This window comes from Enterobacter sp. C4G1 (assembly GCF_052886895.1).
This window is the reverse complement of the sequence record NZ_JBQVVV010000002.1, coordinates 333,910-356,339: the sequence shown is the minus strand read 5'-3', so window position 1 is coordinate 356,339 and position 22,430 is coordinate 333,910. Positions and strand designations below refer to the sequence as shown.

The window sequence follows — 22,430 nt, the reverse complement described above, 5'->3', positions numbered from 1 at the left end:
TAATATATTAGACAGAATATTTACATTTTCCTACCCTGATCATGTGGTCATACCCGTCACCAGCCAATCACGGGGATGTTTAAGCAAGGAAACTGTGTGAGTCGTACAACAACCATTGATGTCGCGCCGGCAAGCGATATCGATGATTTACCCCCAGCATCACAGCCGGTTCAGTTCATTAAACGTGGTACTCCTCAATTTATGCGCGTCACGCTGGCGCTCTTCTCAGCAGGCCTGGCAACCTTTGCCCTGCTGTATTGCGTTCAGCCTATTCTGCCGGTCTTGTCCCATGAATTTGGCGTATCCCCTGCCAGCAGCAGTATTTCGCTCTCAATTTCCACCGGGATGCTGGCTATCGGTTTGCTGTTTACCGGGCCACTTTCAGATGCCATTGGCCGCAAGCAGGTCATGGTAACGGCATTAATGCTGGCCTCCGTCTGTACGCTGCTTTCAACCATGATGACCAGCTGGCACGGCATCCTGGTGATGCGCGCCCTGATTGGTTTATCGCTTAGCGGAGTCGCCGCGGTCGGGATGACCTACCTCAGCGAAGAGATCCACCCCAGTTTTGTGGCCTTCTCGATGGGGCTGTATATCAGCGGTAACTCGATCGGTGGAATGAGCGGACGCTTGCTGAGCGGGGTGTTTACGGACTTCTTTAACTGGCGTATTGCGCTGGCGGTCATTGGCTGCTTTGCCCTGGCCTCTGCGCTGATGTTCTGGAAAATTCTGCCGGAATCACGCCATTTCCGCCCGACGTCCCTGCGCCCGAAAACGCTGTTTATCAACTTCCGTCTGCACTGGCGCGATAAAGGGCTGCCGCGGCTGTTCCTGACCGGCTTTCTGTTGATGGGTTCGTTCGTGACCCTGTTCAACTACATTGGTTATCGGCTGATGCTTTCTCCGTGGCATCTTAGCCAGGCGGTGGTCGGCCTGCTCTCTGTTGCCTATCTCACCGGCACCTGGAGCTCACCTAAAGCCGGGGCGATGACCGCACGCTTTGGACGTGGCCCGGTCATGCTGGTCTCAACCGGCGTGATGCTGCTCGGTCTGCTGATGACGCTGTTCTCTTCGCTGTGGCTGATTTTCGCCGGGATGCTGCTCTTCTCCGCAGGCTTCTTCGCCGCGCACTCGGTCGCCAGCAGCTGGATTGGCCCACGTGCGCGCCGCGCCAAAGGCCAGGCCTCTTCGCTGTACTTGTTCAGCTATTATCTGGGATCCAGTATCGCCGGGACGCTCGGCGGTGTGTTCTGGCATAACTACGGCTGGAACGGTGTGGGCGGGTTTATTGCGCTGATGCTGTGTATGGCGCTGCTGGTGGGGAGTAGCCTTCACCGGCGTTTGAAGTAACCGAACGATATCCCCCTGCATGAGTACTTAAGTGCAGGGGATCTTTTCTCTCGTTAGTTTCTCTTAATTTAATATTAAGTAAAATCAATATATTATAGCCATTTCGTGCATCCAGCACTCCTCTCTCGTCCTGTAAACTCATCAATTCCATCACATGAAAGAGGTTTTTTAAAAATGGCAATTCCAGGCAATATGTGGTTGTACGATGACGGTGGTGCACTTATTAAAGGAGGTTGTGATGTGCAGCACAGGGAATACAGCATTGAGTTCAAAGGATTTCATCACAATCTTTCGACGCCAACCGATAACCTGACAGGTAAACCTACTGGTAAACGTATCCACTCTCCGATGATGATCATAAAGGAATTCGATTACTCATCACCTTATCTCTATAAAGCCGTCGCCACTGGTCAGGCTCTGCAAAAAGCCGAACTCAAGTTCTACAAGATTAATGATGCTGGTCTGGAAGCGGAATACTTCAATATTCTTCTTGAAGGCGTGCGGATAGTTTCTGTATCACCTGCCATGGCCGCTCCGGGCGACAACAATAACAATCACCTCGAAACTGTTGAATTGCGCTATGAGAAAATTACGTGGAAGCATAACGACGGCAATATTATTTTCTCTGACGCATGGAATGAACGGGCGACGGCTTAACTGGGGTATTGGTATGGATACGACCGAAGAGATTAACGGAACCTACTTCTACAGAGGCCATTCAAACGTCACTCCGGGTGAGTTACTCGAGATCATTTTTCTGGAGGAGTTCTGCCTGGAATTAGGGATAGATGCCGTTTCAGGTGCGGCAATTTTGGGTGGGCAACCATGGCTAGGTACCCGAACTAAGCCAGGGACAGCCATTAAAGGACAAGCGTAATTTCAAAGTACGCACGAATGATTTTGAAGGATGTTAAAACCCCATTCGGAATTCGAGTAAAAACGCCGGTGGGAGTCAGGATGAGAACAACAACCAGCCTTGCCGCTGTTATTGCCCGCTATTGTCCCTGGTTGGGTTGGGGATCATTAGTTACCTCCCTTTACAGGATTTCGACGCGCACTCAGGAGAAATATAACCTGATTGCACGACCTAAAGACCGTATACAGTGGACCTCATTCTAATGTTAACTGACGAAATTACCTCTAAAGTTCTTGATATGTTCAACGATGAAATTTCACGTGAACTTGACGATGACTGGAATGAGATATTGCTGGAACTCGATTCTGATTTATTCGGTTCTCCAGGTGATGACTTTCATGATGCATTAAACCGGTACGAGAAAGAGTTTAATGTGGATTTGTCTGGTGTGAATTGGTCTCGCTATTTCCCCTGGCAGAACACGCCTTTATTAAAGCGCTGGTTCAAGTTAAAACGGGAAGAAGTAGAAGCAAACCGCATCCCGTTAACCGTAAGAATGTTTGCAGAGTCCGCAAAAGCAGGCAAATGGCTCTATGACTAACTGACGAGAGGCTTCACGCCCCTTGCATTAAAAAGCATTAATCCTCTAAAAATCGCGTTAAACTCCCCTGAATACTTCACCTGAACGAGAACAATAACGATGACGAAAAACGTGTCTTATCAGCAACTCACCCGCACCTTCCAGCGTCTCTCCCGCTTCTCGCATCTCTCCTCCATCGCCAGTTGGGATATGTTCACCATGATGCCGCCAGGCGGCAGCGCTGCCCGGGGTGAAGCCCTGGCTGAGATGAGCGTCTTGCAGCACCAGATCCTGACGGACAAGAAAGTGGGCGACTGGCTGGCCGCAGCGCAAAGCGAAGATCTGAATGACGTGGAACAGGCAAACCTGCGTGAAATGACGCGCCACTATCAGCAGGCGTCACTGCTGCCGGAAACGCTTGTAGAAGCGAAGTCTCTGGCGGGCAGTAAATGTGAGCACGCCTGGCGTTCGCAGCGTCCGGCAAATGACTGGCAGGGTTTTTCTGCAAATCTGAAAGACGTGGTCAGGCTGAGCCGGGAAGAAGCTCGCCTGCGTGCAGAGGCGAAAGGTTGCTCACCTTACGATGCCCTGCTGGATATTTTTGAGCCGGACATGACCAGTGCCCGTCTCGATGTGCTGTTTGCTGACATGAAATCCTGGCTGCCAGACCTGCTGGCGAAGGTAGTGGAAAAACAGTCCCAACAGTCGTTTGTCCCACCGCAAGGCCCCTTCGCGACCGCCGATCAGCGGGAGCTGGGTCTGGAAGCCATGAAAATGCTCGGCTTCGATTTTAACGCCGGTCGTCTGGACGTTAGCGCTCACCCGTTCTGCGGCGGCGTGCCAGAGGATGTGCGTATCACCACGCGTTATGATGAAGACGAACTGCTGAGCGCGCTGTTTGGCGTGGTTCACGAAACCGGTCATGCCCGCTACGAGCAAAACCTGCCGCGTGCCTGGGCGGGTCAACCCATCGCGCAGGCGCGATCCACGGCAATCCACGAATCACAGAGTCTGTTCTTTGAAATGCAGCTTGGTCGCAGTAACGCATTCCTGAAACATCTGCTCCCTGCCGTACATGCCCGTTTCGGTAGCCAGGCCGCCTTTAGCGAAGAGAACTTTATTGCCTGGAACCAGCGCGTGAAGCCTGGCTACATTCGCGTCGATGCCGATGAAGTGAGTTATCCGGCGCATGTTGTGCTGCGCTATGAAATTGAACGCGCACTGATTAATGGTGAGATTGAAGTTGATGATATCCCGGCTCTGTGGGATGAGAAAATGCAGGCCTGGCTTGGGTTGTCCACCAAAGACAACTACCGCAATGGCTGTATGCAGGACATCCACTGGACCGACGGCGGCTTTGGTTACTTCCCGTCTTACACCCTCGGGGCAATGTACGCCGCACAGCTCTTCCACGCGGCGAAAACCGCGCTACCCGGGCTTCAGGCGTCTGTTGCAGACGGTGATTTCTCTGCCCTGTTTGACTGGCTGCGCCAGAATATCTGGCAGCATGGCAGCCGCTTTAGCACCTCGGAGTTAATTACCCAGGCGACCGGGGAAGATCTGAATATCCGTTATTTCCGTGAACACCTGACCGCGCGTTACCTGTAATGCATTCTGCCGGAGTTCGCTCCGGCCATCCCCCCTAATTTACGCACTAAGAATATGATTTTGTGCATATCCTGACGCTTGCGCTTAATGCCATAATTCCTTTTCTGGCCCAGAAATAAACCGTTCTCAGGCCAGGCATAAAAAATAAATAAAGGGATGAATGATGAAAGGCAAAATGAAAACGATGGCCTTAGCCATGCTGTGTGCGACGAGTCTAAGTACCTTCGCCGCCACGGATAACACGCCAAAAGAAGCGTACGACGATATTACACACTCTCTGGCTGACCTCCAGCCCATCACGTTTCAGGCTCCCGCTGAAAAGTACAAGCTGCTGGTGTTTATTGATAACCAGTGCGTCTACTGTAGCAATGTGGTGAAAAACGTTAAGCAATATACGGATGCCGGTCTGACGATGTCGTTTGTGACCATCGCCCCCGACTCTATTCGTGATTCTGTGATTGAAGACATGGGGCGCGTCTGGTGTTCCGCCGATAAGGTGAAAAGTCTGCAAAAAGCGATGACCGGTTTTTTACCCGATAACGACTCGACTCCGGCCTGTTCTGCGCTGGTCGAGCGGCAATCAGCGCTGGCTGCAAGACTGGGTATTAACATCACGCCATTCATGGTGGTGATCGAACCTGAATCACGTTCAATCGTAGGCAGCCTGCCACCCGCGGCCATCCTTGCCGGCCTGAAGAAATAGCCCCGCAGTGTACGAACAGGCGCGTGCAGCCTTGTTCGTACACCTTGTACCAGCCTTTGTACATTACGTTACACGCCGATACCAATCACTCACGGAAACCTCGGGTTTACAGGGATATAGTTCTTTCAACGGCCCCGCAGTGGGGTTAAATGAAAAGCCAAATTCGAGGGTATGAGAATGAATAAAGTATTAGCTCTGGTTGTTGCCGCTGCTATGGGTCTGTCTTCTGCTGCATTTGCTGCTGAAACTACTGCAACTCCTGCACCAGCTGCTGCTGCAGCTGCAACTACCACCGCAGCGCCAGCAAAAGCGGTTCACCACAAGAAACATCATAAAGCAGCTGTGAAAAAAGAAGCAGCAGCTCCAGCAACCGCAGCGCCAACTGAACAGAAAGCGCAGGCTGCTAAAAAACACCACAAAAAAGCCGCTAAGCCAGCTGTAGAGCAGAAAGCTCAGGCTGCTAAAAAGCACCACAAAAAAGCCGCTAAACCAGCTGTAGAGCAGAAAGCTCAGGCTGCTAAAAAGCACCACAAGAAAGCCACTAAACCGGCTGTAGAGCAGAAAGCTCAGGCTGCTAAAAAGCACCACAAAAAAGCAGTAAAACACGAAGCTGCTAAACCAGCTGCACAGCCAGCTGCGTAAGAGTACAAGCTTAACCGTGCCCTTCGGGGCACGTTGGTAAACCGGCGCTGAACCGGAAAGGTACAGCGCCGTTTTTTTATCCGGAGGGCGTATGCTGCGACGCTATCGGTTTGAGCTCATTCTTATTCTGCTTATTTTATGCGCGCTCATCGCAAGCCACTTTTATCTTTCCTGAATGTAGCACGCTGATTTTACTCCCACTTTAACGCCGTCCCGTCTATAGTATTTTCATAGGGTTCACTTTTAATAATCATAATTACCCCCACCAGAGTGTGATATGCGTAAATCTGTAGTGTTGTTACTGGGAACGTTTACTCTTTTTTCTGGCTTTTCACATGCGGATGATGGTGGCGATGACACCATGAGCGCTAAAGATGTAAAGACGCTTTTTTTTGGTCATGACGATCGTACGCGTGTTGCCAACCCTACTCAGCCCCCGTGGGATGCTATTGGCCAGCTGGAAACCGCCAGCGGCAACTTATGTACTGCCACCTTAATTACCCCTCAGCTTGCACTGACCGCAGGCCACTGCCTGTTAACACCGCCAAACGGCAAACCGGATAAAGCCGTTGCGTTGCGCTTTGTGTCGCAAAAAGGGGTGTGGCGATATGAGATCCACGGAATTGAAGGCCGGGTCGACCCGTCGCTGGGCAAACGCCTGAAACCGGATGGTGATGGCTGGATTGTGCCGCCAGCTGCGGCTTCCTGGGATTTTGGCCTGGTGGTGTTACGTTACCCGCCGTCAGGCATTACGCCGCTTCCGCTGTTTGACGGTGACAAAGCCGCACTGACTGCCGCGCTGAAGGCCGCTGATCGCAAAGTGACACAATCGGGTTACCCGGTTGATCACCTGGATTCGCTTTACACCCATGCGGATTGTATTGTCACGGGCTGGGCGCAAAACAGCGTGTTGTCACATCAGTGCGATACCTTACCGGGTGATAGCGGTTCGCCGCTGATGCTGAAAACAGACAACGGCTGGCAGCTGATTGGCGTTCAAAGCTCTGCGCCTGCCGCTAAAGACAGATGGCGTGCCGATAACCGCGCGTTGTCCGTTACCGGTTTTCGCGACAGACTCGAAGCGCTGGCGCAACAGTAGGTCAGCACTGTCTGACCTGACGTAACTCAATGATTGCCTCAATCGGCATCGGCTGGCTGAACCAGAATCCCTGCAACTGATCGCAGCCAGCCAGCCGTAAGAGTTTCATCTGTTTTTCGTTTTCCACACCTTCCGCCACCACCGCCATCCCCAGCGCGTTAGCGATGCGCACCGTGCCACTCACCAGCGCGGCGGCCTGTTCGTCGTTATCCACCAGCCCAGCCAGCGATTTGTCTATTTTGATGGTGTCGAAATTGAATCGGCGCAGATAGCCGATGCTTGAATAGCCCGTGCCAAAATCATCCAGCGCAACCGCCGTACCCAGCGCTTTCAGGTTAACTATCGCTGAACGTGCACGCTCCGGGTTTTCCAGAACATAGGTTTCCGTCACTTCAAGCTGGAGTCTGTTCGCCGGGAAATGGGTGATATCCAGCACGTTGGCGACCTTATCTTCAAACTCAGGGTCGCGGAACTGCGCCGGAGAGATATTAACGGATAATTTTAAATCACCAAAAGGCTCCAGATCGCTACAGGCCCGGTGCAGGACAAACTGACCGAGTTTATAAATCAGGCCACTGGTTTCAGCAATCGTAATAAAGGTGTCCGGGCCAAGTTCCCCTTCCGGGCGGCGCGGCCAGCGTACAAGTGCTTCTACGCTGGTCATTTTCTGGCTACGCGCATCAATAATCGGCTGATACCAGACCTCAAACTCATCACGTTCAAGACCGCTACGGATCTGGTTTTCAAGTGCCAGCTGCCGTTCCCGCACGCTGTTCAGCTCTGCATCGTAGTGTGTAACCCGCCCTTTTCCGGTCATTTTGGCGTGATACATGGCAATATCGGCCCGACGGAACAGCTCAGAGCTGGTGCACTCAATTAAGGTTCCACTGGCAATTCCGATGCTGGCGCTGATATGAATCGTGCGCTCCCCCAGGCGAATCGGGCTATTCAGGAAGTCGAGCACCGCCCCGGCAAAGGCTGACGCCTGCGCCTCCGAGCGATCGCCACCTATGGTCATGGCAAACTCATCGCCCCCCATACGCGCCAGCATCCCGCCAGGCGGGACCCGTTCACGCAGTGTTTTTGCAATGGCGATGATTAAGTCGTCACCGACGCTGTGGCCATAGATATCGTTCACATCCTTAAAACCATCAAGATCGATGAATACTACGCTTTTCACGTCAATATCACCGCGCAGGCTGACCTTATCCAGCGCTTCTATCAACGCGCGTCGGTTGGGTAAGTGGCTTAACCAGTCCGTTCGCGCCACCAGCCGGGCCTGACTTTCCCCCCTGGCAAGCTTATACAGCCCCACGCTACTCACAAGAATAAACAGCAAGATCAGGGCAGCCGCCAGGACCACGATTTGCGTGATGTCTGACGAGGCCGCTATCGCCGCCTGCGCCCCCGGAAGACGCGCCTGCCAGTTGAGATAGCCCAGAAGCTCCCCGGCCGAACTGTTAAGCGGCATACTCATATCGTTGATCTTATTGGGCGTATAATTGAGACGGTCTATCTGAAACGTGGCACCCAGATCGGACAAAATCTGGGAATTAAGATGGCGGGTAATGACCAGATAACGGCGCGTATCGCCGCTAATCTGGAGCGGCCCTACCATCGGGCGAACAAGCCCGATACCAATAAACGCCACGCCGTTACGTGTGCGGGTGATCCCGGCGTAAATATTCTTGTCTTTGGCTAATGCGCTGCTGTGCTTATCAATCAACGCTTTCAGGCCTGAACCAAAAAACGAAAGATTCTTTTCCGTAAAAGGTTGGCTCTGAAATGATCCCCACAGCACATTGAAATGTTCATCCAGTACAAATGTACCATCGTAAAGATTATTGATTTTAAAACCAGCGCCCCAGGTTTTATACAGCCATTCGGTATCCAGTTTAGGGCTATAAAGCTCACGTACGGCGTCGTCCCAGACGGCATTATCAATCACCAGCGAAGAGACACGATTAACAGATGTCTGGATCGCCCCCTGAACCGATAGCGCAGTGCGGTGTTCATCAATTTCATTGGTTTTGGTACTGATAAGATGAAGAGACAGGTAAAGCAACGCGATAACAGACACGATTAAGCCGATCCCCGCCATGAATATCATGACGAACAGCGTTTTTGCCGTGGGGATATTACGCCAGCTAAAGGTGAGATACATCAGCCATCCTCTTTAAAGTCATGCTTTTATAAGAGTAATACAGGCAGCGGATTTCGCTGCCCGTAAACACTGACTGTATTCGTGTCAGGCAAGTTTGATCATCACCATACCTGCTAACAATAGCACCAGCCCTATCCAGCCTTTGTTATTTAAACGCTGGCCGAAAAGTATCCAGCCAGCGGCAAGCGTTGCGGCGATACCAAACCCGCCCCACAACGCATAGGCCACTGACAAATCGATACCTTTTACCGCCTGCGACAGTGCACTGAACGCGCCCAGCACAGCGGCAATGGACATCAGGCCGTAAAATTTACGGCGAAAACCATCGGAGAACTTCAGAAAGACGTTGGCCACAATTTCCAGCACAATGGCGAACGCCAGCCAGGCCGCGTGGATCCATTCAAACTGCTGCATGGGTCTTCTCCTTCAGCTGTTTTGTCGGTTTACGTGTACCCGATTTAATCAGCACAATCCCGGCAACCAGGGTCGTCAGTCCGGCAATTTTCATGGTTGATAATGCTTCGTCAAATAACATGACGCTGAACAGCGTAATCAACAAAATACCGACACCTTCCCACAATGCATAGGCCACACCCAGCGCGATTTTCTTTACCGCAAAGGACAGGAAAATATAGGAAAGTGAAATCATCACCAGCATTAAAATAAAGCCAGTGTTGCCATCACTGACACTTGCCCATTTCATAGACAAGGTGCCGGTAATTTCAGCGACGATAGCCAGAGCTAATAAAATCCAGTAAAACATGTTCTTCTCCTGCTTGAGAATATAATCCATCGTGGCTCGCCTCAGACGGAAAACCAAAAAAATATGAAATTAAATCAGATAGCTAAGCGCATAGCGCCAGCTCAGGCAGAAGACGTGACTATAGCGCGGTGCGCCAGTGTTGCTCACCAGACAGAAGGCAGAAGGAGGTAGAAAATACAGCGGTGTTTTTTGAAATGTACGTCCTGAACAAATTGTCCATAAAATTACAATTATCCGCGATCTTGCTTCTCGTCTTTGCGGATGAAAATTGTCCTCGGTAGTTGAACACGCCTGATTTGTACCATAAGCCAGGAATTTACTCAAAGTCTTTTCATTTCTTTACCCATCCTGTTTGACCCCGGTTAGTTTATTGAATCGGCATTCGCATCTATTATAAATAAAAGAATTATTTCAGGAATCTCCATGGCTAAACCCATCATTACCCTGAACGGGCTTAAAATTGTCATCATGCTGGGCATGTTGGTGATCATTCTGACGGGCGTCCGTTTTGCGGCGGACATCATTGTGCCCTTTATTCTCGCGCTTTTTATTGCCGTGATACTCAACCCGCTGGTTCAGCGCATGGTCCGTCTCCGCATACCTCGCGTGCTGGCCATTACGCTTCTGATTGGCATCATCATTGTCGCCATGGTGCTGTTGGTGGCGTATCTGGGAACCTCCCTGAACGAGCTGGCACGTACGCTGCCTAAATATCGTTCATCGCTGGTGATCCCGCTGCTGCAAATTGAGCCCTGGCTGCAACGTGCGGGTATTGAGGTGTCGGTTGAGGAGCTGCTGAAGTATATCGATCCCAATGCTGCCATGACCCTTGTCACCAGCCTGCTGGCACAGCTTTCGAATGCTATGACGTCTATTTTCCTGCTGTTTTTAACGGTGGTCTTCATGCTGCTTGAAGTGCCGCAACTGCCGGCAAAGCTGCAACAGATAATGACTCGTCCTGTGGAAGGCATGGGTGCGATTCAACGCGCGCTGGATAGCGTTTCGCGCTATCTGGTGCTGAAAACAGCCATTAGCCTGGTCACGGGGCTGGTTGTCTGGGGGATGCTCGTCGCGCTGGATGTCCGTTTTGCGTTCGTATGGGGGCTGCTGGCCTTTGCGCTTAACTATATTCCCAATATCGGCTCGGTGCTGGCGGCTATTCCGCCCATCCTTCAGGTGCTGGTCTTCAGCGGGTTTTACGATGCACTCATTTTACTGGCGGCCTATCTGGTGATTAACCTGGTCTTCGGCAACATCCTGGAGCCGCGAATGATGGGACGCGGGCTTGGGCTTTCCACTCTGGTGGTGTTTTTGTCCCTGATTTTCTGGGGCTGGCTGCTCGGCCCGGTCGGTATGTTGCTTTCCGTGCCGCTGACCATCATTGTGAAAATTGGTCTGGAGCAAACGGCGGGTGGGCAAAGCATCGCCATTTTGCTCAGCGACATGAGCCATAAGTAAGTGTGGCCCCTGCCTGTCAGGGGCTTACAGGTTCATATCCAGCAGCGGTTTACTGACTCTCCCGGCCTGGCGGTAGCACTGTAGTGCCGCCTGCCATTGCGTCAGCGGATAAACCGTGACGTCGCTGTACTGGCTTGCACACAGTATCGGCCAGATGTGCCGGAACTCTGCCTGCCACGCCTCCACGCTCAGCGCATCCAGGTAATTGCGAATGTGGAACCACTCAACACGTGGAAAGGCCCGTTGCTGCCGGAACGTTTGCCCGCTAAGCAGCCCATAACAGACAAATACCCCCTCTTCGTGCATCAGGATCAGAAGGGTTTCTGCCAGGCTGCCGCCCGTGGCATCGTACACCACGTCCGCACGCGCGGCGATAGCGGTCACCATCGCCGTATTACCTTGTTCTATCGGAGTAATGCCCATTGCAGCCAGCCGTTCGCCATGAACAGGCGAGCGGTGAATACCGTATACCTCTGTCGCCCCGGCACTGCGCGCCCACTGCCCGAGCAAAATAGCGCAATCCGAACCTGCGGCCGTTAGCAGCACCCGTTTCCCCTGCGGCGGATAGAGGTTTAGCATCATCCTGGCGGCCAGCGGGTTAATGTATGCCCGCGCGGCAAGGTGCGAGTGAACCTCTTCCGGCACCGGGATCGCATATTCCGCCGGACAATCAACATACTGCTGCCAGGTGCCTTGCCCCCGCAGCGGCAGCACGCGCTTGCCCAGAAGATGCGCGAACGCAGCGGGCGCTTCTGTCACCTCTCCCACCCCTTCATAACCCGCTACAGCCGGTAATGGCGTGCGGTGACGATAGGCACCGGTAATGGGGATAAGATCGGAGGCATTGACCGGGGAATAGCGCATACGCACCCGCAGCGCCCCCGGTTTTAGCACGCCAGGTACAGTGATTTCAGGTTGCAGGACGGACGCAGGTTCGCCAAAACGGCGATACCAGAGAGCGAGGTTATTCATGACTTTCTCACCGAACAGAATCAGACCGGCTGATACGCCGCCAGAAGCTGCGTCAGCAAATGCACACCCTTTAGTGCGCCCCTTTTATACCAGCCTGAGATAGGCTTTTACCGCTTCGCTGGGTTCTTTTTCCCGGCTGATAATCACCAGATTGGCGGTTAAATCCGGCTCATTCAGCCGACGATAGACCAGCCCTGGAATATGTACCTGTTGCAACGGGGCCGGGATTAACGCCAGACCCAGCCCGGTAGCCGCCATCGCCAGAATACTCAGCGTACTGCCGGAGCGGTAGGCAATATGACACTGCTCCCCAAGCCGTTGCGTCAGCATGATAAACAGATGTTCATGGGTATCGTGCGCGTCATATAAAACAAGAGGTTGCCCGGCAAGCATCTCTATCGTTAAGTCTGCATACTGTGCGAGAGGACTTTCCTCAGTCAGTGCGACCAGGATTTCCCAGTCGCCAATGCGCCTGACGGCAATGTCCGGCCCTGCGATATTGCTGTGCGCCGGGGTATAACCAATGTCCAGATGCCCGGCAAGAATGGCATCGACCTGCTCCTGCGGGCCAACTTCCTGAATCATCAGCTCTGCATCAGGAAAGCGTTGATGAAATAGACGCAGGTCCGCTATCAACTTCCCGCTAAAGATAGCATTACCGGCAAACCCTACCCTGACCCGCCCCGTTTCCCCACGCATGGCGCGCTCAACGGTGAGCCGGGTATGTTCTGCCTGCTCAAGCGTTCGTCTGGCTTCAGTGAGTAACAGCACGCCCGCCTCGGTAAGCTCAACCCGGCGGCTGGTGCGAATAAAAAGAGCGCCCCCCAGCTCGGTTTCAAGGGCCTTTATCTGCATACTCAACGCGGGTTGCACAATGTTGAGTCGTTCCGCGGCGCGGCCAAAATGCCCCTCTTCAGCGACGGCCAGAAAATAGCGCAGGTGACGTAATTCCATACTGAACCCCATCAATAACTAAAATTGATTGATCGGTAATATCTATATATTTCATTTTAGCTTTATCAGACGGCAAACTGAACCCCGTCAAACAACAGGAGCAACGACCATGCGTAATCAACAAAATGACCGCCAGCAACTTAATGACCTGATGAACGGCTGGATGCACCGGGATCTGGGCGAATGGGAGCAGCTAAATGAATTGTTCCATCCCGACGGCACGATTGAAATCACCTGGTTTGAAGGGCTGGGAAGCGATTTTGTGAAGGGTTCAATGCGTATGGGCACATCGGATTTACGGACCAAGCACCTTATCGCCTCTCCCGCGGTGACCTTTAATGCTAACGGAGATAAAGCCATCCTTGAAACGAATGCCATCATCATCGCGGAAAACGTAAAGCTGAATATCGGCTGTGAATGCCACAATCGTTTTTATGATCTGGCGGAAAAAAGAGAAGGTGTCTGGAAGCTGTTCCGCCGTCAGAGTATTTATGACATGGGTACGTTTACCTTCCCGCTGGGCCCGGTTGAAATTGATCGGCGTACTGCCGAAAAGTACCCCCGGGAATATGCAGCACTGGCGTATTTACTGGAGCAGAGCGGATTCCCACTCGGGCGCGTATTTGCCACCAGGGGCAGCGAACTGGAAACAAAAATGAAAGCGGATGCGCAACGCTGGCTGTCAGCCTGAGTGTTTTACGCCCTGTCGCCTGCGGGGATTAACACCGGTAACGGGTTAATCTCCTTTGAATGGCTTATCCGTCAAATGACTTCCGCCCCCGCCGCCAATACCACCGTTGAACCCGCCACCGCCCTGAGCGAAACTACCATGCTCGGATGGGAAAAAATCGCTCGGCGAAGCTGCCGTCATCGCTTTATCGATGAGATCTGACAACACAGCACGTTGCTGTGCTTCAGATACATCGGTATTCGCGCTGTCCTGGGCAGTTTTAGTCCCGGAGTCCGGATGAATCAGAGGATTACTTGACATAATAACCGCAGCCGAGATTAACAAGGGTACAACGACGGTCGAGTTATACCAGTTCACGATAACCGCCACCATGCCTTCTGAATGGGAGGGCACGGTCTTATTCGCGTTAAAGTTCTTAACATCATCTCCTTGCGTACACCCGGCGAAGGACAACCGTGGATATAACGTCAGAAACAGACAGGAGAACGATGATAGTAAAAAGCATCGGCGGTTCATGTTCATGATGGCATCCTCACTTTACATTCCCCATATAGGGTGTTGCAGTCACACCATATAACTGATTAAGGCCTGCCGTTGTCACCAGTGAAGATATTGCCGCACGCTCTGGGGTATAACTGGTATTTACTTTATCTATTGGCACATTCGATAATATCTTGTCCAGCATTTCCTGGATATCATTATAGTTTTTCCGTTGACCATCAAACTCAGTGCTAATACGGCCATCAAACTCATACTTATAAAGTGCTGATACTACTGACATCCTGTAGGCTGCTTTTATTTTTGCCAGTCTGATCCAAATATTTAAATCGTAATCATTACGGATAAAATTGGCCATCACCATACTTTTCCCTGACCTTAGCATTGGAACAACCTGAGTAATAAAAGTTTTTTCCGAGAACGGACACGTCAGGCTAAATATAAATATCCCACTGTTTTTATTCACACTCCCGACGGGAATAGCACAACTGTTCTCCAGGTCGTTATGAGACAGTTTTCGCCCCACACCTGACGTCAAATTAACGGTTGAGAAGTCACTAACCTTAAACTGTTTCGGATGCGCTGAAATATCCATGTATGACCTCAGAAAGAGAGTGGCACATAATAAAAATAACCACATCCGTGCAAAACGGCATGATATAAAAGTATGAGTTAAAATGAATTACGGGCATTCTCCCCCTACCGTGCCACCGGCAAATCCGCATACTTTGTCGTATAAGACGGGGACAGCATCTCACGCTTCATCGACCAGGCTTTCTCGATCCCCTGCCCGGCAAACCAGACTTTCCCTTTCCCGGAATGATTAAGCCTGTCTATCGCCTCCATCAACGCCATGCTATTGGCTCGCGGGCGGTTGTCATCGAACAAATTTAGCTGTGCGACCCCGCTACTGAAAAAGTCTGCCAGCATCACCCCCGCTTTCATATAGCGATACCCATCGAGCCATATCCGCTCTAACGCTTGCGTGGCAGCGCGGATGATATCGCGTGAGTCGTTGCTCGGCGTCAACAGGGTGACAGACGCCTGATTGCCGTAATACACCTCATTATCCGCATGAGGGCTGGTCCGCAGAAATACGCTGATGAAGCGGCAATACTGGCGCTCGCCACGCAGTTTTTCCGCTGCGCGTTCGGCGTAAGCGCAAATCGCCTGATGCATCTCAACATATTGCGTAATGCGGTGCCCAAAAGAGCGGCTACAGATGATTTGTTGCTTTGTGGGAGTAAATTCTTCCAGGTTAAGGCAACGCTCACCGCGAAGTTCACGAACCGTGCGATCCAGAACCACGTTGAAATGTTTCCTTATTACCCACGAAGAGCTGTCGGCCAGCTCAAGCGCCGTGGTAATGCCCATCGCATTTAGCTTTTTGGTGATCCGCCGCCCAACCCCCCATACCTCTTCCACCGGCACTGCGGCCAGCAGTTTGCGCTGACGATCGTGGTCTGACAAATCAACAACACCGCCCGTGCTGCGCCATTTCTTCGCTGCATAGTTCGCAAGCTTCGCCAGCGTCTTCGTCTGCGCAATCCCTACGCCTACCGTCAGCCCGGTATTTTTCAGTACCTGGTTGCGCATCTGGTGCCCGAAAATATCCAGTGGCATACAGCTGTCGATGCCCGAGACATTCACGAACGCCTCATCAATGGAATAGATCTCTATCGCCGGGGAAAGATCGGTCAACGTCTGCATCACGCGGCTGCTGAGATCGGCATACAGCGCGTAATTCGAGCTAAACACGTAGACCCGCGACGGATAGCGTTTCTCCTTGAACTTAAAGTATGGTTCACCCATTTTTATCCCCAGCTGCTTTGCCTCGCGTGAAAGCGAAATAATGCAGCCATCGTTATTGGACACCACCACAATGGGCTTTCCCTGAAGGTCGGGACGAAAAACCGTCTCGCAGGACGCGTAGAAGCTGTTGACATCAACCAGTGCGAACATGGTTATGCATTTCCGGGCCACCCACGCGATGGCTTTTTACTCCACCAGAATGTTGATGTGTTTTAAGCGTATGCGTCACCACACCGAAGATTTGCAGCTCCTCTTCGGAGTGAAACGTAATAGGCTGATAGCGAGCATTGTGGGGAAGCAATCTTAAGACCGGCCGGGTTTGTAGCTCTTTTACCGTAAACTCCCCGTCCACCGCCGCCACAACAATGTCGCCATGTCCCGCCGTTAACGAACGATCGACCACCAGCAGATCGCCATCGCCGATCCCGGCCCCGATCATGGAATCCCCGCTGACTTTCACGAAATACGTTGCACTGGGGTGTTTTACCGCCAGCTTGTTCAGGTCGATACGGTCTTCAACGTAATCCTGCGCAGGGCTTGGAAAACCACAGGCAACACGCTCCAGAAACAGCGGTAACTCCATGTCCTGCCGGGGATAATACGAAAAGAGAGTGCTCATCATTGCCTTTCCTGCCATGTACTGTATATGCATACAGTATTACGTATTATGGGTAAGGATCAAGGCACTTTCCGGGCGATCGCGCAAACACGTTGATGTGTGAAGGGATTTAATCCTGCACCTCATCCGGTCGGTTACTCCACCATGACTTTCACTTTAGGCTTCGACAGCAAAATTTGTATCAGCTCCGTAAACGGAACAGGCTTAAAGAAGTAATACCCCTGCTGGAAGACGATATTATTCCGGTTGAGGTAATCAAGCTGCGCTTTGGTTTCCACACCTTCGGCGACAATACTTATCGAGAGTTTACGCGCCAGATCCAGCACACAATCCAGGATCCGGGTGGATTCCTCATGCTCATTGACCCGGCTGACAAAGCTATGGTCAATCTTGATGTAATCGATATGCAGATCGTGCAGGTAAGAGAGCCCTGAATACCCGGTTCCGAAGTCATCCAGCGCGATGGCAAAACCATTTTCGTGCAGCGCATTCAGGGTATGAACCAGGTGTTCGTCAATATCCAGCGGTTCACGCTCCGTGACTTCAATCACCAGGTTCAAATCTTTGCGCTCAAAGCGGCTTTTGTAGTTCAGGCACTCATCCATAAAGGTGGGCATGGCAATATGAGATGCACTGAAGTTAATCCCCACATGAAAACCTTCCGGCAGCTTGCTGGAAATAGCATTCATCTGTATCACCACCTGCGCCATCAGGCTGCGCGTCAACGGTACAATCAGGCCGGATTTTTCAGCAAGCGGGATAAACGAGGCCGGGGAAATATAGCCCGCTTTCGGGTGTTTCCATCTCGCCAGTACCTCCACGCCCCGCAGGGTGCCCTCACGGCCATTAACAACGGGCTGATAAAACGGGATAATTTCCCCCTTTGCGATGGCGCGCTGTAGCGACTCCTCAGGCGGCGTACTTTTATTCAGATATTTATACAGCGCGTAAGCACCGAGACAGGCTACCAGCAGTAAAAAAAACAGGATGCCTGCACCCTGACTTATCAGCCTCTGCACGCTGAATAACGGAGGATAGTTATACTCAATACTGTAGGGATAATCTTTGGCTTCAAGCCGCCCGACATGCTTGCCTTTATTGTTTACCGGCGCGGCATCACCAGACAGGCCCAGCACGGTGTCACCAACCCTTAACCGATAACTGACGTCTTTTATCGAAATACCCAGGGCGTCGCGGATATGGCGATCGCTGACTGTGATCCCAATACGGCTGCCATCAAATACCGTCTGATACAGCAGCACAGGCAAACCATTTACCGTCTCTTTTGCTGGCAGCAGCATCAATGGCAAATCAGGTAATCTCATCACGTTAACCAACAGCACACGGTTATCCGGCAGGGATGAACACACTATTTGCCCATGCGTGAGAATGAAAATAGTCCTGAGATGAGGTTGTAGCGCCGCCTCAGTGCCAAGCCGGTATTGCCCTTCCTCATCACAGCCTGCTCCGGCGACATTCATCGACGTCCGGGTGGCGCGCTGAGCTTCACCCAGGATCGTATTCATATTCTTTACGACATACTTCGCCCCCGTCATGCTGTCGGCCCGTGCGGAATACCAGAGCTGGGTATTCAGAATAAAAATACCCATGATAAACAGGGCCAGAGCGGCAGCAGCAGGAACAATAAAATGACGCATTAACGTATCCTGGGCACGAGTGAGTAAGATGACGCTGACGGCATTTACGGCGCTTAATGGTGTAAGTACAAAGAGCATGGTCGACAAAAGTAAAAATAACCATGCTCCTTCAATAAGTTCTCCGGAAATTGTTTAGCAGGTAAACGCTTTATCCTTCGCCAGGAAGAAAGGCCGCAAATAAGCAACGGCACTGGAAAGCGGGATCACATCCGCGCTCAGCGCAATCTTAAGTACGTCGTTGAGATAACGTTTACGGGTTTCAATTCTGGCCCATAGCTCAGGGTAAGCGTGTTTGATCTCGGCCTGGAGCGCGAAATCCGCCAGCGCAACGCTCTCCTCGGCGCTGGCGCCGGTATAACCCGGCACTGACGGAATAATATCAATCTGCAAAATCATCCCGCTTTTCAGGGTTTGCGTCGAATGTTTATAAATGGGCGATGACATCCACTCTTCATCGGCGCTGAGATGCCCGGGGTTCAGATGCCAGCCATATTTCTCTTTTGGCAAAATAGACTCTATCAGGGAATACATCTCCCCGCCTTCCATGCCAATTCTGATATTTTCAAGCCAGGTCACCACACCAGAAAAATAAGGTTTTGCCACACGTTCAAGATAATCTTTCTGTGTATCTGGCAGCTCATTTTCGCTGGCAATCACAAAACCGGTACGGCTGGATAATCCACCTTTAAACCCGGTGGTCATGGACAGCGGCTGGCCCCTTTGCAGCGGTTTATGCGTGGGGTATAGATTGGCTTTTTCAAAACGCTGGCCCGATGCGGCAATGGTCACCACCGTATTGTACTGGCCTTCCGCCGCCAGATACGCCCCTAACGCCGCCTCACTCATTCCCGGTTCAACCGCGTTCATGGCATTCAGGATGCAGTTCGACGCCAGATTTGCACCATACTCATAATGGGCGATTTCATTCGCATTGTTGGTTACCCGCGCGCCGTTATCTCCGTCAATAAACAGATGTGCGGCATTCTCTAACACCGCCCCATCAGAGAGACTATTTTTAATGGCATCGACAATAAACCAGGGTAAATCGAAAAGCTGTTTGTTATCCACCTGGCCAGACGTAAACATTTTCCAGCCCACAACCCCCACGCGGTGCATATCGCGCAGGCCCGTCTCGACGAATAACGCCTCGAGCGGTTTTTCGTTATCCATTGGCTGATTCGGTAATGAGAAATACGGGCAGTGTTTAAGCGTGACCGGAATACGGGAATAGGCGGCCATTTTCAGGTTTTCATTACCGAGAATAACGGTTGCAGCGCCATTTTTCGCCAGCACCAGCAGCCCCTCTTCAAAGCGGGGAATAAATCCTGTCAGGTATTCAAAGTTACTGCCATGCTCTTTGTCGGCATAAATAATGAGGGCGTCGTATCCCTCAGCAGCCATCCGCGCCAGAAGCTTATCTTTACGCTCCTGCATAGTGGCATCGGTCAGGGGAACGGGCGCGACGCCCGAAAATTGGTGTGGAGCAACCGTCGTCTGAAGCTGAAGCGCACTAAAATCCATGTGTTTGACCTCACGTTCTGATGGGGAACCCTCGCGTAATCATCAGGCCAGCAGCTCGGTAATACAGTCCGAACTGAGCTGTACCAGCCCTTTCACGCCATAGTGATATCCCGTTTTATCATGCCGGATACGGATCTCGCGAATATGCTGGTTGGGAGTGTTATCAAGCATATCCTGTACCCGCGGTAATACCTCGTCGCCGTAATCTTCAAACAGCTCACCGGTGGCAATCGCCAGTTTGATGTTATGGATCGGCGCAGTACAACAGATAGCAAAATAGAGCGCCCGGGCCGTCGTTTGTACGGTTTCGGCTTTATTCTCTTCTTTCACATTAAAGGCTTGTTCAATGCCGCCTTCATAAGGCAAATGGACAATTTCAGGGTAAAAACCGTTCTCGCCAAGTCCCGGTTCGCCGTTGGTGCAGTAACCATACCCCAGGCTGCCAAAACCGGGCATAAATGCCACATAAGACAGCCCCGGCGAACGCTTCGCCAGCAGATAGTTGGTGCAATGGGCGATATTGTAAATCCGGGTGGTGATACCGACATGTCCCTGAATACGCGCCATCAGGTTAACGTTCGTGTCGGTAAATAACGGGCAATAACGCACCACGCCGGTGAAATGTTCAATACCGCCCTGCAATGCCACGCTGACGACGTTAATGCGGGATTGCGCAATTCCCGCCGCCTCGCAAAGCGCCTTAATGCCTTGCGCAATCAGCATGACCAGCTCGTCTGGCGTCATGGACTCCGGCAGCGAAAATTGATGGCTGGCCAGCGCATCACGCTGGGTATTGTAGTCATTCAGCGTGCCCTGAAAGCTGCCTTTACGCAGCATGATATTCACGCTGAAGGCGCAACCGCCCTTCACAGCCAGCAACTGCTGCGGGCGGCCAAAGGTAATATCTTTGATTTCCCGCTCCTCAATCAGCCCTTCCTGCAAAAGCTGCGAGGTCAGTTTGGTGATATAGGCTTTGGTCACACCCACCCGGCGGGTCATTTCCGCGCGAGACTCATGCTCGCTGTGCAAAATATTGAGGATCTGCTTTTTATAGTCCATGTCGTTTCGCCTCCGCCCGACCGGTTTCGTCCTGTGCGCGCATCATAACATCTCTTGTTTTCTGTTCATCCAGCCGGTAAAACCGCAGGATACCTGCCGTCAGGAACAGGCAACAGGCCGGGAACCAGATATACAGCACTTTGAATGCCGGAAGCTGTTCCGGCAGTGCCGCCGTCGCGTTATCCGGCTGATAGCCAAACCAGGCCAGAATGTAGCCCATCAGCGCCCCGCCCACGGCCATGCCCGCTTTGGTGGAAAACAGCATCCCGCCGCCAATCATGCCGTTGATACGCACACCGAAGCGATAAAAACCGTAGTCCGCCACATCGGCGACGCTTGCCCACAGGATCACCGCAATCAGCTCGGCCATCAGGGTGGCAGACACAAAGAGCCACAGATGCGGCCAGACGGCGCTGGCGGGTGTAAAGCCCATCGCCAGCGTGATGACCCCGCTGGCAAGCTGGCTGTAAACCAGCAGCGGGATGCGTTTTATGCGCCCGCGCCGCAGCAGATAGCCGGTCACCAGCGGGGCGACAATACCGGCCAGCGAGGCGGCCGTCAGCATCAGGCTTAAAAAGGTGGCGGGCATCTGGAGCACATATTTCACAAAATAGGCCGCCGCACCAAACTTTAGCGTATTCATCACCATAACAACGGCCTGCGCGGCAAACAGGATCAGCGCCTGGTCATTTTGCAGCAAGTGACGAAACTGCTCACGTACCCCGATCGTTGGCACACTTTCCGGGGGAACGCGCTCCTGGGTATTGAAATAACAAATCAGGACCAGCAGCGTGGAAAGCACGCCAATACCGCACATCACTGCCCGATACCCCAGGATTTCGTTATCAAACAGCGCAATAAGCACCGGAACAAACAGCGAACAGAGCAGATAAGCCAGCTTGGCAAGCGGGAAACGGATCGCGTTGATTTGAATGCGTTCATCGCTATCCACAGACATCGCCCCGAGGAGCGACACATACGGCACCACTACCAGACTGAAACTGAGCACCAGCGCCATATACGTCACATAGGCGTAAACGATACGCCCTGTCGCGCTCAGTTCCGGTGAGAAAAAGACTGCGGCACAGCTCAGGCCATAAGGGAGGGCAAACCAGAGCAGCCAGGGGCGATAACGCCCGCGCGGGGAACGGGTTCGGTCGGCCAGCAGGCCAATCAGGGGGTCGCCAATCGCATCGATAAAACGCGCCAGCAGAAACAGGCTGCCCATTGCCACCGGGCTAAGCCGAAACACATCGGTGTAGTAAATGGACAGGAACATCATCGTCATGCCCATAAAGATATTCGCTGAGGTATCTCCCAGCCCGTAGCAGAACTTCTCTCGCAGAGTGATGGCGGGTGCAAGAGCGGTTTTCATCATGGGTTCACCGACAATATTAACGATAACGCGAAATCGGGTGCCCAC

Annotated in this window: 23 protein-coding genes and 1 pseudogene; 10 read left to right on the top strand and 14 right to left on the bottom strand. The window is 52.2% G+C overall.

The annotated features are described in order from the left end of the window. Positions 1-96: 96 nt before the first annotated feature. The 8 genes and pseudogenes from ACT9TW_RS15570 (at position 97) to ACT9TW_RS15535 (ending at position 6,838) form a co-directional block, all read left to right on the top strand. A complete protein-coding gene (locus ACT9TW_RS15570; protein ID WP_446492939.1) occupies positions 97-1,350 on the top strand; it encodes an MFS transporter in 1,254 nt (417 codons plus the stop codon). A 174-nt stretch (positions 1,351-1,524) separates the two neighbouring features. Further along, positions 1,525-2,007, top strand: a complete 483-nt coding sequence (locus tag ACT9TW_RS15565) for an Hcp family type VI secretion system effector (protein ID WP_446492938.1) — start codon at positions 1,525-1,527, stop codon at positions 2,005-2,007. 13 nt (positions 2,008-2,020) lie between these two features. Then, a pseudogene (locus tag ACT9TW_RS15560) lies at positions 2,021-2,469 on the top strand (STM2901 family protein). Further along, positions 2,469-2,807: a DUF1493 family protein gene (locus tag ACT9TW_RS15555; RefSeq protein ID WP_182060835.1), complete on the top strand. Its 339-nt coding sequence runs from the start codon at positions 2,469-2,471 to the stop codon at positions 2,805-2,807. The pseudogene ACT9TW_RS15560 and the gene ACT9TW_RS15555 overlap by 1 nt, the downstream one beginning before the upstream one ends. A gap of 99 nt (positions 2,808-2,906) precedes the next feature. Then, a complete protein-coding gene (locus tag ACT9TW_RS15550; RefSeq protein WP_446492937.1) occupies positions 2,907-4,394 on the top strand; it encodes a carboxypeptidase M32 in 1,488 nt (495 codons plus the stop codon). A gap of 160 nt (positions 4,395-4,554) precedes the next feature. Further along, positions 4,555-5,097 (top strand): thioredoxin fold domain-containing protein, encoded by a 543-nt coding sequence (locus ACT9TW_RS15545; RefSeq protein WP_446492936.1) that lies wholly within the window; start codon positions 4,555-4,557, stop codon positions 5,095-5,097. A 177-nt stretch (positions 5,098-5,274) separates the two neighbouring features. Further along, the gene (gene asr, locus ACT9TW_RS15540; RefSeq protein WP_446492935.1) at positions 5,275-5,739 is read left to right on the top strand and encodes an acid resistance repetitive basic protein Asr; all 465 of its coding nucleotides are present in this window, start codon (positions 5,275-5,277) and stop codon (positions 5,737-5,739) included. 277 nt (positions 5,740-6,016) lie between these two features. Next, positions 6,017-6,838 (top strand): trypsin-like serine peptidase, encoded by an 822-nt coding sequence (locus tag ACT9TW_RS15535; protein WP_446492934.1) that lies wholly within the window; start codon positions 6,017-6,019, stop codon positions 6,836-6,838. A gap of 1 nt (position 6,839) precedes the next feature. On the opposite strand, the gene ACT9TW_RS15530 is transcribed toward ACT9TW_RS15535, so the two are convergent. From ACT9TW_RS15530 to ACT9TW_RS15515, 4 genes are all read right to left on the bottom strand, one after another. Continuing rightward, positions 6,840-9,002, bottom strand: coding sequence for a bifunctional diguanylate cyclase/phosphodiesterase (locus ACT9TW_RS15530; protein ID WP_446492933.1), 2,163 nt, complete (start codon positions 9,000-9,002; stop codon positions 6,840-6,842). An 84-nt stretch (positions 9,003-9,086) separates the two neighbouring features. Beyond that, positions 9,087-9,416 (bottom strand): multidrug/spermidine efflux SMR transporter subunit MdtI, encoded by a 330-nt coding sequence (mdtI, locus tag ACT9TW_RS15525; RefSeq protein WP_331410624.1) that lies wholly within the window; start codon positions 9,414-9,416, stop codon positions 9,087-9,089. Beyond that, complete coding sequence (gene mdtJ, locus ACT9TW_RS15520) at positions 9,403-9,765, bottom strand: multidrug/spermidine efflux SMR transporter subunit MdtJ (RefSeq protein WP_166716786.1); 363 nt, start codon at positions 9,763-9,765, stop codon at positions 9,403-9,405. The genes mdtI and mdtJ overlap by 14 nt, the downstream gene beginning before the upstream one ends. Positions 9,766-9,883: 118 nt before the next feature. Further along, the gene (locus ACT9TW_RS15515) at positions 9,884-10,054 is read right to left on the bottom strand and encodes a protein YdgV (protein WP_446492932.1); all 171 of its coding nucleotides are present in this window, start codon (positions 10,052-10,054) and stop codon (positions 9,884-9,886) included. A gap of 134 nt (positions 10,055-10,188) precedes the next feature. On the opposite strand from ACT9TW_RS15515, the gene ACT9TW_RS15510 reads away from it, so the two are divergent. Further along, positions 10,189-11,223: an AI-2E family transporter gene (locus ACT9TW_RS15510; RefSeq protein ID WP_182060829.1), complete on the top strand. Its 1,035-nt coding sequence runs from the start codon at positions 10,189-10,191 to the stop codon at positions 11,221-11,223. Positions 11,224-11,247: 24 nt separating this feature from the next. On the opposite strand, the gene ACT9TW_RS15505 is transcribed toward ACT9TW_RS15510, so the two are convergent. Continuing rightward, positions 11,248-12,195: a zinc-dependent alcohol dehydrogenase family protein gene (locus ACT9TW_RS15505; protein ID WP_446492931.1), complete on the bottom strand. Its 948-nt coding sequence runs from the start codon at positions 12,193-12,195 to the stop codon at positions 11,248-11,250. Between the two features lie 84 nt (positions 12,196-12,279). Next, positions 12,280-13,149, bottom strand: a complete 870-nt coding sequence (locus tag ACT9TW_RS15500) for a LysR substrate-binding domain-containing protein (protein ID WP_182060827.1) — start codon at positions 13,147-13,149, stop codon at positions 12,280-12,282. Positions 13,150-13,258: 109 nt separating this feature from the next. Between ACT9TW_RS15500 and ACT9TW_RS15495 the strand changes: the two genes are divergently transcribed. Beyond that, a complete protein-coding gene (locus tag ACT9TW_RS15495; protein WP_182060826.1) occupies positions 13,259-13,840 on the top strand; it encodes a nuclear transport factor 2 family protein in 582 nt (193 codons plus the stop codon). A 45-nt stretch (positions 13,841-13,885) separates the two neighbouring features. On the opposite strand, the gene ACT9TW_RS15490 is transcribed toward ACT9TW_RS15495, so the two are convergent. The 8 genes from ACT9TW_RS15490 to ACT9TW_RS15455 form a co-directional block, all read right to left on the bottom strand. Continuing rightward, positions 13,886-14,362, bottom strand: coding sequence for a hypothetical protein (locus tag ACT9TW_RS15490; protein WP_182060825.1), 477 nt, complete (start codon positions 14,360-14,362; stop codon positions 13,886-13,888). A 10-nt stretch (positions 14,363-14,372) separates the two neighbouring features. Then, positions 14,373-14,933, bottom strand: a complete 561-nt coding sequence (locus tag ACT9TW_RS15485; RefSeq protein ID WP_446492930.1) for a hypothetical protein — start codon at positions 14,931-14,933, stop codon at positions 14,373-14,375. A 104-nt stretch (positions 14,934-15,037) separates the two neighbouring features. Continuing rightward, on the bottom strand, positions 15,038-16,300 hold the full coding sequence (gene umuC / locus ACT9TW_RS15480) for a translesion error-prone DNA polymerase V subunit UmuC (RefSeq protein ID WP_446492929.1): 1,263 nt from the start codon (positions 16,298-16,300) through the stop codon (positions 15,038-15,040). Next, positions 16,284-16,769 (bottom strand): translesion error-prone DNA polymerase V autoproteolytic subunit, encoded by a 486-nt coding sequence (gene umuD, locus ACT9TW_RS15475; RefSeq protein ID WP_446493843.1) that lies wholly within the window; start codon positions 16,767-16,769, stop codon positions 16,284-16,286. The genes umuC and umuD overlap by 17 nt, the downstream gene beginning before the upstream one ends. Before the next feature lie 134 nt (positions 16,770-16,903). Then, a complete protein-coding gene (locus tag ACT9TW_RS15470; protein WP_446492928.1) occupies positions 16,904-18,427 on the bottom strand; it encodes an EAL domain-containing protein in 1,524 nt (507 codons plus the stop codon). A gap of 132 nt (positions 18,428-18,559) precedes the next feature. Continuing rightward, positions 18,560-19,948 (bottom strand): M24 family metallopeptidase, encoded by a 1,389-nt coding sequence (locus tag ACT9TW_RS15465; protein WP_446492927.1) that lies wholly within the window; start codon positions 19,946-19,948, stop codon positions 18,560-18,562. A gap of 42 nt (positions 19,949-19,990) precedes the next feature. Continuing rightward, positions 19,991-21,007, bottom strand: a complete 1,017-nt coding sequence (locus ACT9TW_RS15460; RefSeq protein WP_446492926.1) for an ROK family protein — start codon at positions 21,005-21,007, stop codon at positions 19,991-19,993. After that, positions 20,997-22,385: an MFS transporter gene (locus ACT9TW_RS15455; protein ID WP_446492925.1), complete on the bottom strand. Its 1,389-nt coding sequence runs from the start codon at positions 22,383-22,385 to the stop codon at positions 20,997-20,999. The genes ACT9TW_RS15460 and ACT9TW_RS15455 overlap by 11 nt, the downstream gene beginning before the upstream one ends. Between the last annotated feature and the right edge of the window lie 45 nt (positions 22,386-22,430).